A 14,130-nucleotide genomic window follows, 5' to 3' on the forward strand; every position below is an offset into this window, starting at 1 on the left:
GATTTATTGAAAGAGAACCATTTCACTCTCGAAGATGCGGCAACTGGTTTTAGTGGCCGGACAAAGAGGAGATTGGAGGAATCCAAATGAAAATATTGATCACGGGTGCGACCGACGGCATTGGTCTAGCGACAGCTAAAAAGTTAACGCAGCAAGGCCACCATGTTCTGCTTCATGGCCGCAATAAAGACAAGCTGGAGGCTGTAGCTAAAGAGCTTGGGGAAGACAAGACAGAACAATGGGTAGCTGATTTTTCAAAGCTTGCGGAAGTAAAAGAGCTTGCGGAAAAAATCGCGGCCAAACACAAACACTTGGATGTCCTGATCAATAATGCAGGTGTCTTCAATGCAAACGATGCGGTGACGGAGGATGGATTGGATATCCGGTTTGCAGTCAATACAGTAGCTCCTTATCTATTAACTAAGTCGCTGCTGCCGTTGATGAATGAATCGGGCCGTATTATTAACTTGTCTTCTGTCGCACAACAGCCGTTGGACATGGAAGCGCTCATGGGACAAAAAAAGATAAGCGATGGCCAAGCCTATGCACAAAGCAAACTCGGTTTGACGATGTGGTCCATAAAGCTTGCTAAGCACGTAATACCAGTAGTTGTGGCGATTAACCCGAAATCGCTCCTTGGCACCAAAATGGTGAAAAAAGCGTTTGGCACAGAAGGGCACGACCTTACTATTGGGGCTGATCTTTTATGCCGAGCTGCATTGACAGAAGAATTCGCCGATGCTGATGGAAAATATTACGACAACGATCAGGAAGCTTTCGGCGAACCCCATCCAGATGCAACAGATGCACAAAAAGCCACTGAACTTATGAAACGTATGGACACACTCTTCGAGTAAAAGCCAAACCCGCCATCTGGTGGGTTTTTTTTTATTTCTGTTCGAAAAAACAGCTGATTTCTAATAAACGTCTTTAATTGTGAGAAAATTCATCATATTATACTGTACTTGAATTCAATAAATGGTAAAATAAGTATGTGTAAAGGTGCAATATTATGAAAAATGACTGACTTGGACTTGGATTGCATTGCAAAGCTGAAAATATGAAAGGGGAGTGCTTGAGTGAACAGGCGAAAAAAGAAGGATACGAATAAAAGTGATTTTTGGGATGTCATAATCTTTTGGTTTCCGGAACTGCTCTTTTTCCCAATAAGGGTGCTGTGGATGGCATTGAGGGGAATGGGCAAATTCGTGCGAGGATACTTTGACCTGGTCTAACTGCCTGTCTTCAAATCATCTTACGGAGTTCTTGGGGTACTCAAATTCATGAGGGAGGAAATGAATCGGTTGCTTAAGATCTTGCACAATAGGATGTTCAACAAATATATAAAAGTGGAGGAATAGAATTTGATGTGGTTACTGGAAATCATAACGGTTTTACTGATTATTTCGTGTTCGCTTTTCATACATGAAATGGGGCATGCAGTCGCGGCCGTCACAGCGAGTAAAAATTCCAAGGTTGAAGTGTTTCTTGGTTCATCCAGTAAAACGAATAAGCTACGACTACGGATCGGAAGGATTACTTGTTATTTGACGATTGCCTTATCGGGTTTTTGCGATTATCGCATAGCGAACAAATTCCCGCCCTTTACATACAAGCAAAGAATTTTTTTCCTTTTAGGAGGGCCCATCGCATCACTGCTGATCTCAGCAGTCTTGTTCATTGTCTCTTTTTCTGTTTCTGGAGTAGCTGGGAATATTCTCATCAATAGCTCAGCAGCCAATCTTTTTCTCTTTATCACTTCAATGATTCCATGGACGTATCCGGCGTTTCTAGGAGGACTTCCAAGTGATGGTTTACAGGTGTTAAATTTGATGAAAACAAATCGGAAAGACCGAACGGTAACGTACTGAAGCAAAGGATGCCTTTTACGCCAATAAAGAGTAATCCAGTGGGCCTGATGTATAAATGCATAAACGATGAGAGGGGAAAGCTCATATTCGAGCTTTCCCCTCTCTTTTTATTCTTCGTTTTTACGATAATTCTCCTTCAAGGTGGTATTAATATTGATCAAAGCCATCAATATAAATCCAAGCATGATAAACGTGATGATTTCTCCAGTGATAATAGATACAATCCCTAATATCACAGCATATACTCCGTACCATCTATTATTCATATGTCAGATCTCTCCCTTCACCCTCAGAATGGCATTTGCTTAATGATACCATAATACCCAATATTTCCAATTTAAAAAGGGAAGTATAGCAGTTTCTGTTTTGGAGGGAGAAGCTTACTGTTCAAGCCGAATCGCCTGAGTTTAAGAAATAAATTCAGTAACCGTGTGTAAAATAGTTGGCAGCTAGTTCAACTTCATTTTTCTCATAGGCAGTAGAAAGCTTAGTGACTCGGTCAGCATTCTTCACATTGGACCTTGACGAGAGGGGTCGGTATTTTGCAGCCAGTCAACCATCAACTCGATGATGATCTCTTGTTGTTCACTGACGGTTATCTCGGCCTCATTGTCACCGGGCTGGCTTCCGTACACGCCAAAATAAGCATGATTTCCACCTGGAATTTCCATGAAGCTTGTTTTTGGAGGCAAGTTTGAACTGTTTTCCTCAATTTTTTCAGGCGTGCTTAACCCATCCTCTGAACCGCCGATCGATAAGACAGGTAAGTCGGATTCTTTTAAATGATCATTGCTGGCTGCGTAGGCTCCGAGTAGAATAAGCCCATTGACGCTATCTAAATGTTGATCGGCATACATAGCGGCTGCAGCACCGCCCATCGAATGGCCCGAAACATACCAGTCGATACTATCGTCGCTTTCTATGATTTCATCAGCTTTTGAAACATCCAAAATGGCTAGATTTAATCTAACGGAAGGGATAGCGACGGTGATGTTTTGCTTGGACAGCTCCTGTGCTAAATAGGCATATGCTTCAGGTTCTACTTTTGCGCCAGGGTAGAGGATTAAACCTTTATCAGCATTGGCTGCTCGATAGATATACCATCCATCTTCAGCTTGGACGGCATCCTCTATTTCAATTTGATTAGCATCAATTGCTTCCAATGTATCTTGACTCCATATGAAAAAAAAAGAAAAACTCAGAATTACGACTATCCCTAAAGCAATACTGAACGTAAATAATGTTTTTTTAGTTCGGAATTTTTTCATTAGTACGACCAAACTATTTAAATTTCATACAAGCAGAAAGAATCGATCCACTAAACAAAAATTATAAATAGCTCCCTTTCTAATTTTTTTAATGTCGATTACTTTTATTGTAACGTAAAATTTAATCTAACTTAAATTGAAGTAATAGAGAAGACCAGGATTGTAGCCTTTTGATGGAGAATGCAAAACATCTTGTGTAATGGATGGATGAACTGAGGAAGATTTTTTTCATGAAATTAAGTCATCACTATTAATAGAATGCCTTCAGATGACCCAGATATCGCCGGCGTCATCTTTTTTATTTTCCGTAACTTATTTCACATACGAGACCCCTAGAGCGTTTCCTCTAACTTCTGCATTTTTGAGTGGGAAAGCACGTATATATCACCAAAAACATCAATTTTATCTGCCTTTATGCGCAGTGCACAATCCTTATTCGATGCATACACTTTCATTTCTTCTGATAGGGAGGAGAGTTCGCTTTGAACTAGTGCCATGTTATTTTCAAGATTAAAGTGAGACAGAATAGAAAAATTGCCAAGATCATTCCGTTGTAGACAGCGTCTTCTTCAACTGAATAGCCGAAGCTTTTTGTACCTAGCCACTTAGCTGCCATATTGATCGCACCAGCGCTTGCCCCAATAACAACGGCATTGGTTTTTCGGATACACTCCGGCAATCCATAAGCCATCAAAAATTCGTTCTGTTTGAGCGTATCGCCACCCAGTAAAAAAATAACCGAAGCATGTTGAATAAGTGCATGGGCAGCATCTTTCTCTACGCGATAATTGATCAAATGGTAATCAGCGAACGCAATACCGGCATGGTCAAGCCAGGAGCGTTCAGTAGCACCATCTGCTTCATTGTCTAAGGGAGTAGAGCTAATCATCACAAGCGATTTTCTATCCGTAATATCCTCCCGTAACACTTGGCTTAGGCGCTCGGGGAACATGTCGGTAAACCAGCCTAAATAATATTGAGTATTCATGAATACCTCTCTTCACAATTCTTTTTTGAAACAAATAATACGATTAGCTTCAACAAATCCCAATTTCAAATGCATCGCCAGGCTTTGCTCATTTTCCAATTCACAGTCACTGGCAAATTCACGACATCCTTTTTCCTTGGACCAGTTCTCACAATCATCCACGAGTTTTTTTGCAAAGCCCTGCTTGCGAAATTCCTTTTTGACGAAAAGTCCCTCTAAATAACCAACAGGACTCGAACTGGTCCCTTCAACATAATCATACCGTAACTGACATTGAGCAAATCCAATTGCTTCGTTATTTTGATAGGCTAGGAAAACATTGGAGTCGTCCTGAAGAATCAGTTGTCTCATCTCTTGAACAAATTCCTCTAGTGTGTGATCTGGCCAAAGTAATAAAGCGAGCTTTGCAGCCTCCGCTGCTTCCTGTAATGTTGCAGATTTCAGCATAGAAAAACCTCCTGTTTGGCATTTAGTTTATTTTGAACTCTAGTTTTTGAGAGGTACCCTCAAGCTATTTCTTTAAACCTCTGTCCAAATTGTGTTCATACTTAGTTTCAAGGAGGTGGAAAACGAAAAATGTTATGAGGATAATGGTTGGAGTTGAGCTGTGCTTTATTATTCCGAAGTATGGCAAGATCATTGATAAAAGTATCAATATTGTTGTTACGCATCGAACAATAATAAAATGTTTATGATCCAATTAACTTCCTCCTTGTCTTTCTATAAATATACCATCTAAGTATAGAAATTAGAGGATTATCTTTACTAAAATCACGTTATATAGAAAAATTTGAAATTTTATGATTTTAAAGGCACAATAATGAAGTAGAGATTATTTAACGGAATAATTTCATTATTTTATAAATTGAGGTGAGATATTTATGTGGGCTGATGATGCTTCTAAAATTGATATGCTTGCGTATCGACCATATGCGGATTTAATTACTGAGATTGCTATTAGCGAGCGAATGAACCCATTAACTATAGGGTTGTTCGGCAATTGGGGGAGTGGCAAATCGACTTTACTAAATTTAATAGAAGAACAGAGTGCTACTCAAGTAGATAAAAAAATTGCAGTAGTTAAAGTAAATGCCTGGATGTTTGAAGGTTATGAGGATGCAAAGACTGCTTTAATGGAAGCAATATTACAAAGTATGAAGGAAAATCAAACATTTTTTGAAGGTTCAACAGATAGAATCAAAGGTTTAATGGCAAGAGTTAATTGGATGGGCATAGGAAAAACAGCTTTAAAACAAGGCGTTCCATTGGCTATTAGTGGAATGACAGGATTACCTCCCTTTATAATGCTGCCTAATGCAACGGATTTCGAGAGTCCAGAAAAAGTTCAAGAACAGATTGAAAAATCTAGAAAATTGACAGATGAATACATGAAAACAAATCCCAAAGAAAATGTTGTTGAAAATATTAGAGGGTTCCGCGAAGATTTTAATACCTTAATTGAAGAATCTTCCGTAGATAATCTGGTTATTCTAATAGATGATTTGGATAGATGTAACCCAGATAGAATTGTCGAAACACTTGAAGCAATAAAGTTATTTCTATCAGTACCAAGAACGACCTTTATAATTGCGATGGATGAAAATATAGTTTCTTATTCTATAAAAAGAAAGTATCCTCAGTTAGACAATGAAGGCATAGATGTTTCAGTTGATTACATAGAAAAAATTGTTCAACTTCCTATCAGGATTGCGGAATTAGCAGAAAGTGATGTCAAAAACTATATGTTGCTGCTTGTTGCAGAAATGTTTTTGGAAGCAGACTCGTTAAATCAACTGATTGAAATACTTAAGGAGAAAGGTGTATTTGTTAAAGGAGAAATAATTTCTGGTTCAGAGATATTGACTATAGTGGAAGATCAAGTAAAAGTGAAAGGTTCAAAATTTAGAAGAGGTACGACTCAAGAAAATTTCGAACAACAAATGAATATATTTAATAGCATAGGTAGTATTGTTGCCTCCTCATTAAAAGGAAATCCACGTCAAACTAAGAGATTTTTAAATACTTTTTACATCCGTAAGAGGCTAGCGGAAATTCAAAAAATAGACTTTAATTTATCGATACTAGCTAAATTAATGGTATTAGAATATTTTGATGGTGACCTATTTAAAGAATTATTTCAATGGCAATTCGAACATAGTGGAACGCCATTACAGTTAAAAATTCTTGAAGAAGAGATGTTGAAAGAAGAAGAGAGTGAAATTTTTAAACTCGACAAGATAACAAAAAATACAGCATGGTCGGGAGAAAAGGTGAAAAGATGGTTCGGAACTGAGCCAAAGTTAGCTGATGTTGATCTTTCACCTTATTTTTATTTAGCAAAAGATTCAGTTTCAGATAAAAGACTATTCTCTACTAACTTAAATCAGGAAGAAAGAAAGTATATTAATCAAATATGTAACCTTGAAACACACATAGCATTAAGGAGAAAGAAAATCGAGAAAATGCATGAGATGGATGAAGTATCAAGAAATGAAATTTTTAAAGGTGTATTAGAGAGATACCACCAAGATATCAAGCAAATAGACACATTAATTGAATTCTATAAAATCCTTCCCCAGTATAAATCAAAAATCTTTGAAGAATTTAAAAGGATTAGCTCAAAAGATGTAACCGTGCCTATAATTATCACCCTCAATCAGCTTGATGAGGATTCGTTTCAGAAATTAAGAAAACATTATATTGAAGAGAAAAAAGTAGATAAGAAACTTTGGGATGTAGTGGGGGATAAAGTGGGAACATCAAAAGGTTATTTACCGCCAACAGGATACTTATGGCCGGATGTAAAACGAGAAGTAACGAAAATGGTGAGAGACAACCTCTCTTCTGATTCAATAAACAAGGCTATATCTAGCTTCGCAAAAGCTTTAAACAACTCTACTAGTGTAGGTTCTAATACAGGAAAGGCTATACAATCAAGTGGTAAAGCAATTAGTTTTATTAATTCTGTGAAGAGATACGGGTTCTCTGAAACTTTGGATAGATTTGGTTTATCCTTTCTAAAAAATGAGAATCCCGATAATCTGCGAAAAGGACTCCTGAAATATTTTAGTGATGGCGGAAATGAATTTTACGAAAACATCTCTAGTCAAAGTATGAATGAGCTTTTGAGAGAAATCTTTACAGGAGTAAATGAAGTTAATGAATACGAAGAAATATTGAAAAATATAGATACAGCAGATTTTATTAGAGAGTTTATAATTAAATTTATACAAAATTGTTTCTTTTCTAATTTCACGGAAAAACTTTTAGGCTTATTTGATAACCTAAATAAATATGAGGTGGCTGAAAAAAGTATCAAAACACATATTAGAAATTCAATCGAAAAGAAATACTCATTAAAAAAAATTCAAGATATAGACTGGAACGGACAAGAAGGAAATGTAATATTAAATGACACGTATAGAAATTCCCTAGAAATTCTTTCTGCTTGGAGTGAATTAGGTGATTAATATATGGATTAATAAAAACACAAATGATTTTAGTACAAACGACTCTCCAAAAGAGCAGTTTCTTCTATTTAACTTATACGATAAAAAGAATAAATCAAATGTTAAAACTGATATGGAACAACTGTGGAGAAGGTTTGGTGAAGAAAGTTTATCGCTTATTAATGAAGATTTCCTCATAATTGCTGCAAGTATTTTTTGCGCCGATAAAAGAATTCCACGAAAAAACTTTTCAGACAATTGGACAAGAAAAATGAAATTATCAATACCTGTATTTGAACTAGAAAAATGGGATTCTGTTAAAAAAGAACTTGAGTATACAATCGGATTTTTAAGTGGGGATGATTGGACTTTCGAATTTCGACATAGTAGTACAAGGTTCAGAACTGATAAACTGAATTCGCAAAATCTGATTTCTAAGGACAAGTACGATTCAGTTAGTTTGTTTTCTGGAGGATTGGATTCTTTTTGCGGTGCGCTAACACTTTCTGAAGAAGAAAATAATACTTTGTATCTTGGTTTTAGAGAATACAGCCTTTTAAAGAAGCGACAAACAGATTTATTTAATTCGATAAATAATGAATATCCTGATTTAAATAATGAATTGCTTCTATTTAATGTAAATCCATTAGCCCCGGTTCAGAAGGGGGAAGAGTCAATAAAACTTTCTGTTGAAAGTACTAGTAGAAGTAGATCTTTGTTATTCATAGCAGGTGCAATTTCTGCGGCGTCAATTATAGGAAAGAAGACACCAGTATATATTCCTGAGAACGGTTTCATCGGCGTGAACGTTCCCCTTACTGATAGTAGAGCAGGAAGCTGCAGTACTAGAACTACACATCCTCTTTTTATAAGCAAGTTAAATAAGATTTTTGAAAAAGTCGGCATTGAAAATAGAGTTTCAAACTTTTATTGGAATAAATCAAAGGGAGAAATATTAGAAGAACACCAAGAAAATATCGTTTTTAAAAAATATGCACATCAAACTTTATCTTGCTCACATCCCTGTCTGTCACGTTACGATAAAAAGAAGAGTGCAAGAGTTCAGACACCTTGCAATTGCGGTTATTGTTATCCCTGCCTAATTAGAAAGGCATCTTTCGCAAAAATAGGAGAAGATAGAACGTGTTACAATCCTTTATATGAATTGAGCAGAGACTTTATTTTAAATCATAATAATCTTCAAGGGAGAGCTAGTGATTTGAAAGCCGTTCTTTTTAGCTTAAAAAGGTATGTTAATCATAAAGAAGATCGAGAGTACATTAGAAGTCTTTTACTAAAACAAGGCCCTTTGACAAGTGAAGAATTGGATGGGTATGAAAGGGTATATCGTCAATCCATGGAAGAATTACTTAAGATGGTGGAGAGCAATGACAAAGGGTTAATGGAATATGCAGGTTTAGAGGAAGTCATAATAAAATGAGTAACTTATCTGATATGCATATCCATATAGATTACTTTAAAAATTATCAACAGTTCTATAATTCCTTTGAAAACAATAAAATCTACGCTTTGTTTGTTACTAACTTGCCAGAGATTTTTCGGAAATGTAATAATGAGTTTGCATATAGTAAATACGTTAAACTAAGCTTAGGTTATAACCCTCAGTTGGCTGGAAAATACAAATTTAATCAAGACCTATTTGATGAATTGCTTCCTCTAACAAAGTATGTCGGTGAAGTAGGATTAGACTACTCTAAGGGTTTTGTCCATTCTAAGATAGAACAACAAAAGGCGTTCGACTACATTTGTTCTAAGTCTGCACAAACAAAGAAAATAATGTCTATTCATTCCCGCGGTGCCGAAGAAGACGTGTTAGAGATTTTAAAAGACAATAAGGTTGAATACGCAGTATTTCATTGGTTTTCTGGAAATAAGAAAATTGCATACGACATTATAGATCAAGGTTATTATTTTTCAGTGAACTATTCTATGTTAGTTTCAAAAAAAGGTTATGACATTGTTAAGTCTTTACCTTTAGATAGACTTTTATTAGAAACAGACGCGCCCTTTGCTAAAACAAGTATGAAAGGAAATTCATACAACTTAGCTGAAATTTATTCTGAATTCTCGAGGAAACTAAATATAGAAAAGTTTGAGGAGTTAATTTATAAAAACTTGATGGATCTATTGCTGAAGCAAAAAAATTCCTTTACTTCCTAGTTTTATCAAATTTTTTGTGAGACTTTTTTATTCCGCAGATACCGAATTATTATAAGATCTTTTAATAGAATACCCCTATCAAAAACGATGGTTTTTGAAGGGATCTGTAAGAGGGTGAAAACCTGCTGTAAATTCAAGCGTCATTATGCATTGATTTCAAGTGTTAACTTGCATTTAACATCTCGTTGTTCACTCTTAAACCCTCAAGTAATGTAGATGTTAGGTTACCCTTACAGAAGAAAAACCCTTTTTCATTCAAAGAAAAGGAGTCGTTTGAAAAAATTCTTCTATATTCTACGCGAAAAAAATTGTAAAACTAAAAGCTTTGTATAGTTAACTATACAAAGCCTTTAGAATATAGATAAAAATTTTATTTAATTTGCATAATTGTCAATGGATTCGTCATATTTTTCAGTTATTTCTACATAAAAACTCAACTTTTTCTCAGCACTGTGTTGAAGTTCTTCATGTTGTTCAGATTCCGTGTGCATCCCATCTTGTGTGTTTTTTAGCAAGTTGTCAAACTCTTCATCTAATTTTTCAACATCAAATGTTTCTTCTAATAATAAAATGTCTTCTGGATCGCTCAAAGATTCTGAATTGATGGCTAAATCTCTATGGTCATTTCCATCAATATTAAATTTCCCGAGTTGATTTCCAATTAAGCTGTACTCACCAAACGTATTTTTCTTTAAGAAAAATATGTAGCCTGCTTCTTTATTTACACTCGTATATTCATCCATCACAAATTCAAAGCTTTCTCGTTCTTCTTCTATAACACTAGAAGGTTCAATGATGGATAAGAGATCACCTGAATGATAGTTACTTTGATCATTATTTAGAAGAACTTCGTGTATCTTAATTTCCGTATTAGAGTAAAAATCTTCAATGGACTCGTCTTCACCAGTTTTAATAATATGATCTCGATTGATGAAATCGGCTGTTGGTTCTCCAATTACTACTAGGTCTGCCATACCTTCTAAATCTTTCATTTCCTCATATGAAATCATGTCACCGTGAACAGAAATGCGTTTTAAGATCTGATCCTCTTTTGCAAAAGAAAAAGCTGCCACGATCGATGTTATAAGCACCATACTTAGAATAATTTTTGTTTTCTTCCATTTTTTTATCATGTTATGATTCCTCCTTCTTAATTGCCCCATTTAGCCTTTAACTGTCCTTTGTCATATATCGTTGGATACGTATTGGTCGTCCTTCCTTGCTTCATAATAGAGGTTGAACCTGATGAAGGAGTATGATCAAGTTTTAAGCTATGGCCAATTTCATGAACAGCAGTTGCCGTGCGATTTGTGCTAGTGTAATCGAATTTATCCATATTATTGTCATATAGATAAATCCTTGTATAAGTCCATGTACAATCGAGGCAAACACTTCCTCTTGTACCCATTGGCTGCATAAATCCTGTTCGATCAGCGACGCTAGTAGTGCCAACATAGTAAGTATCAGTAGTGTAAGAAGCACTCGCCTTTTTTACGCTTACTTTAGTAGAAATGCCATTCCACCGATTAATAGCATTGTTATAAATTGTTGTATAGCCATAGGTAGCTACAGAACTTGAATAATTAACTTTAGCATGTCCTCCAGTTGACGTTGTTCCGGAATGATAGTCAGCACTTGCAGAAGTAGAAAATACAGAGAGAGTAACTAAAACAATTAGAAATATCCTAACTAAAAAAATTTTACCTATCCAATTACACATATTACAAAACCTCCCATTTATTATTTGCATTAGAATTATAAAACTATTCTTAAAATAAGTAAATAGAAACTTTTTATTTTTTGAAACAAGGACTTTTATACTATTTATAAATTCTGTATTTATATTATATTTAATGTATTCAGGAGGTGAATCTGTTGAAACCATGGTATATACTATGTAGCTTGTTGGTATTAGTACTAATGGGATGCCAAAGCGAATCATTTACATTAAACGAAGATATTACACAGATTGAAGTGATAGACCTAGGGGAAGTGTCTCCTTCACCAGAGGTTTATCAAAGTGGTCAAGGCGAAGTGATTAAAAAAATAACAAATCAAAAAGAAATAGAAGAAATTATAAAAGAAATAGAAGGCGCAAAAGTAAGTAGCTTAAAAACTAGCAATATTAGTTTACCTATGTATAAAGTAAGATTTATTCAAAATGATAATCTTATACTAACGTTAGGGTATTACCCAGCAGATGAAGAAAGAGAACAGAGCTCTTTAATTGATTTAGAAAAGGACTTGCTATATACGACAAAATCTCCTCTCATGCTAATTGAGTGAACGAATGAATAAAAGCATTCGTAAAAGAACGAATTAACAAAATAAGACGTTCGCAAAAATGGATAACCACCTTGCGAACGTCTTATTTTGTTGAATCAAGGAGAAATTGTAAATTCAAGTGTTATTGTGCATTGATTTCAAGTGTTAACTTGCACCTAAAATCTCATTGTTCACTCTTAACCTCTCAATTAATGTAGATGTTAGGTTTCCTTTACAGAAAAAAACACCTCCTTTTTCAATCAAAGAAAAGGAGGCGTTTGAAATTTTTTTCTATTATAATGTGTTAACTATCTCTTCTTCGAGCGCTTTTACCAATTTGTAAAAACTGGTCTTTTTAACTCCGGCTTCTTGCATAGCCTGAACTGCTGTTAATTCTTTGGCTTTCCATTTTCTATAAACCTCTTTGAATTCCTCTGAAATAAAAACGGTCGGTCTGCCAAACTGAATACCATTTTGAAGCGCTAAGTCGATTCCTTCACGCTGCCGTTTCCGGATGCGTTCCCGTTCCTCTTCTGCCATCCACGAAAGAATTTGCAAAACCAAGTCCGCAATAAATGTCCCCATACTATCTTTATACTGGGTCGTATCCAATAGGGGCATATCCAGCACCACAATATCAGCTTCAATATTTTTCGTGAGGTCATTCCACTCCTGAAGGATTTCTTCTTTATTCCTTCCGAACCGATCCAGCGAATGGATATACAAAATGTCTCCTTTTCGAATAACCCTTTTGAGCAATTGGTAGTTCGCTCGTTCAAAATTTTTGCCACTTTGCTTGTCCAGATAAATATCCCGTTCATTGATGCCGATTTTTCTCATGGCTTCCAATTGACGGCCTTCATTTTGGTCTTTGCTGCTGACACGTATGTAGCCAAATTTGCGATGTTCCATAATTCACCTCTATAAACGATTGTTTCCTCTCATTATACCTGAAAACCGTTCGTAAAAGTGTATGCAATTGAGCGAACGTTCGTAAAGTCATTTGACACGTTTACGAACACTCTTTTCGACCGTTTTAAGCCCTTTTGAAAGCGTTCGTAAAAGTGTACTTTTACGAACGGTTATTCAATGTGAAATATTGTAGATTATATTAATTCTTCAAAATGTGTAATTTAATATTGTTATCAACCTAAAAATTACCTACTTAATTCATTCTTCCTTATCAAGATGTAATGATATAATGATTAAGCCTATTGGGCATATTAAACTAAAAATTCAAGACGCACTCAAAGGAGAATACGATGCTAGAAATTTATATTACTCGTCATGGGGCAACTGAATGGAATATGGAAAATCGCCTGCAAGGATGGAAAAACTCTGAGTTGACACCTGAGGGTATAGAAAATGCTGTGCAACTAGGCAGGCGATTAGCGGATACGGAATTTGAAATTATCTACTCGAGCCCGAGCAAAAGAGCTTTGGAAACAGCAAAGCTTATTAAAGCCGAGAAAACGACACCTCTATTGATTATTGATGATTTCAAAGAAATCTCTTTTGGAGATTGGGAAGGAAAAACTCAAGAAGAAATTGAGATAGATTTCAAAAAGGAATATGAAAACTTTTGGAATAAACCCCACTTATATAATTCACAAGGCCATAATGCAGAGACGTTCGAAATCTTTAAAAAACGCCTAGGCGAAGCAATGAAACAAATAACCTTAAATCATCCAACCGGGAAAATATTAATTGTTACACATGGTATTGTAATTAAAGCGCTTATGACATTATTTTGGAACATAACCACAGAAAAAATGTGGGATCCTCCGGAAATTCATGGAACAAGTCTGTCAATTGTAAATTATGATGGCACTGGCTTTAAGAAAGTTATGTTGGGAGATATTTCACATATTCAATAAAACTAACTCTCACAATTAAGTAGAGACAGCATTTCTTAACCAAGAGCAAATAGGAGAAAAAGAATTTCTTTTTCTCGGTCTGTTATTTTGATTTGAGAACGACTTCTATAAAGATAGCAGGCGTCGAAATGAACAGCAGCCCTTATGGTTGAAGATAATAAAGAACTGTTCAGTTTGTAGAACAATTTTACCAAGTATATTAAAGTTTTACTTTAAGACTAGAAGTATCGA

At 35.5% G+C, this 14,130-nt stretch carries 13 protein-coding genes and 1 pseudogene; 7 read left to right on the top strand and 7 right to left on the bottom strand.

Annotated features, from left to right (window positions below; translation table 11 throughout):
• The first annotated feature begins 86 nt into the window (after positions 1 to 86).
• Positions 87 to 857, top strand: coding sequence for an SDR family NAD(P)-dependent oxidoreductase (locus tag BBI11_RS08050; RefSeq protein WP_208597194.1), 771 nt, complete (start codon positions 87 to 89; stop codon positions 855 to 857).
• A 510-nt stretch (positions 858 to 1,367) separates the two neighbouring features.
• Positions 1,368 to 1,871, top strand: a complete 504-nt coding sequence (locus tag BBI11_RS16605) for a site-2 protease family protein (RefSeq protein ID WP_068462199.1) — start codon at positions 1,368 to 1,370, stop codon at positions 1,869 to 1,871.
• 107 nt (positions 1,872 to 1,978) lie between these two features.
• Here BBI11_RS16605 and BBI11_RS16470 read toward each other — a convergent pair whose 3' ends face one another.
• The 4 genes and pseudogenes from BBI11_RS16470 to aac(6') all read right to left on the bottom strand — a co-directional run bounded on the left by BBI11_RS16470 (position 1,979) and on the right by aac(6') (position 4,574).
• The gene (locus tag BBI11_RS16470) at positions 1,979 to 2,137 is read right to left on the bottom strand and encodes a hypothetical protein (protein ID WP_167358151.1); all 159 of its coding nucleotides are present in this window, start codon (positions 2,135 to 2,137) and stop codon (positions 1,979 to 1,981) included.
• Positions 2,138 to 2,380: 243 nt separating this feature from the next.
• Positions 2,381 to 3,139, bottom strand: a complete 759-nt coding sequence (locus BBI11_RS08060; protein ID WP_068465679.1) for an alpha/beta family hydrolase — start codon at positions 3,137 to 3,139, stop codon at positions 2,381 to 2,383.
• 332 nt (positions 3,140 to 3,471) lie between these two features.
• A pseudogene (locus tag BBI11_RS08065) lies at positions 3,472 to 4,127 on the bottom strand (Type 1 glutamine amidotransferase-like domain-containing protein).
• 12 nt (positions 4,128 to 4,139) lie between these two features.
• Positions 4,140 to 4,574, bottom strand: coding sequence for an aminoglycoside 6'-N-acetyltransferase (gene aac(6') / locus BBI11_RS08070; RefSeq protein WP_068462202.1), 435 nt, complete (start codon positions 4,572 to 4,574; stop codon positions 4,140 to 4,142).
• A gap of 434 nt (positions 4,575 to 5,008) precedes the next feature.
• On the opposite strand from aac(6'), the gene BBI11_RS08080 reads away from it, so the two are divergent.
• The 3 genes from BBI11_RS08080 to BBI11_RS08095 are packed head-to-tail and all read left to right on the top strand — an operon-like array spanning position 5,009 to position 9,757.
• Positions 5,009 to 7,597, top strand: coding sequence for a KAP family P-loop NTPase fold protein (locus BBI11_RS08080; RefSeq protein WP_237150334.1), 2,589 nt, complete (start codon positions 5,009 to 5,011; stop codon positions 7,595 to 7,597).
• The gene (qatC, locus tag BBI11_RS08090; RefSeq protein WP_068462206.1) at positions 7,590 to 9,017 is read left to right on the top strand and encodes a Qat anti-phage system QueC-like protein QatC; all 1,428 of its coding nucleotides are present in this window, start codon (positions 7,590 to 7,592) and stop codon (positions 9,015 to 9,017) included. The genes BBI11_RS08080 and qatC overlap by 8 nt, the downstream gene beginning before the upstream one ends.
• On the top strand, positions 9,014 to 9,757 hold the full coding sequence (locus BBI11_RS08095) for a TatD family hydrolase (RefSeq protein WP_083389040.1): 744 nt from the start codon (positions 9,014 to 9,016) through the stop codon (positions 9,755 to 9,757). The genes qatC and BBI11_RS08095 overlap by 4 nt, the downstream gene beginning before the upstream one ends.
• 374 nt (positions 9,758 to 10,131) lie before the next feature.
• Here BBI11_RS08095 and BBI11_RS08100 read toward each other — a convergent pair whose 3' ends face one another.
• Together BBI11_RS08100 and BBI11_RS08105 are read right to left on the bottom strand one after the other, a co-directional pair.
• Positions 10,132 to 10,890, bottom strand: coding sequence for a hypothetical protein (locus BBI11_RS08100; RefSeq protein ID WP_068462208.1), 759 nt, complete (start codon positions 10,888 to 10,890; stop codon positions 10,132 to 10,134).
• 17 nt (positions 10,891 to 10,907) lie between these two features.
• Positions 10,908 to 11,642 (bottom strand): zinc metalloprotease, encoded by a 735-nt coding sequence (locus BBI11_RS08105; RefSeq protein WP_208597195.1) that lies wholly within the window; start codon positions 11,640 to 11,642, stop codon positions 10,908 to 10,910.
• Between BBI11_RS08105 and BBI11_RS08110 the strand changes: the two genes are divergently transcribed.
• Positions 11,633 to 12,043 carry a hypothetical protein gene (locus tag BBI11_RS08110; RefSeq protein ID WP_068462211.1) on the top strand — a complete coding sequence of 137 codons (411 nt, stop codon included), beginning with the start codon at positions 11,633 to 11,635 and terminating at the stop codon, positions 12,041 to 12,043. The two genes, BBI11_RS08105 and BBI11_RS08110, sit on opposite strands and share 10 nt — an antisense overlap.
• Before the next feature lie 273 nt (positions 12,044 to 12,316).
• Here BBI11_RS08110 and BBI11_RS08115 read toward each other — a convergent pair whose 3' ends face one another.
• Complete coding sequence (locus BBI11_RS08115) at positions 12,317 to 12,934, bottom strand: recombinase family protein (RefSeq protein WP_068462214.1); 618 nt, start codon at positions 12,932 to 12,934, stop codon at positions 12,317 to 12,319.
• 350 nt (positions 12,935 to 13,284) lie between these two features.
• On the opposite strand from BBI11_RS08115, the gene BBI11_RS08120 reads away from it, so the two are divergent.
• Positions 13,285 to 13,899 carry a histidine phosphatase family protein gene (locus BBI11_RS08120; RefSeq protein WP_068462216.1) on the top strand — a complete coding sequence of 205 codons (615 nt, stop codon included), beginning with the start codon at positions 13,285 to 13,287 and terminating at the stop codon, positions 13,897 to 13,899.
• The last annotated feature ends 231 nt before the right edge of the window (positions 13,900 to 14,130 follow it).

It is taken from the genome of Planococcus maritimus (assembly GCF_001687625.2).
GTDB classification, from domain to species: domain Bacteria; phylum Bacillota; class Bacilli; order Bacillales_A; family Planococcaceae; genus Planococcus; species Planococcus maritimus.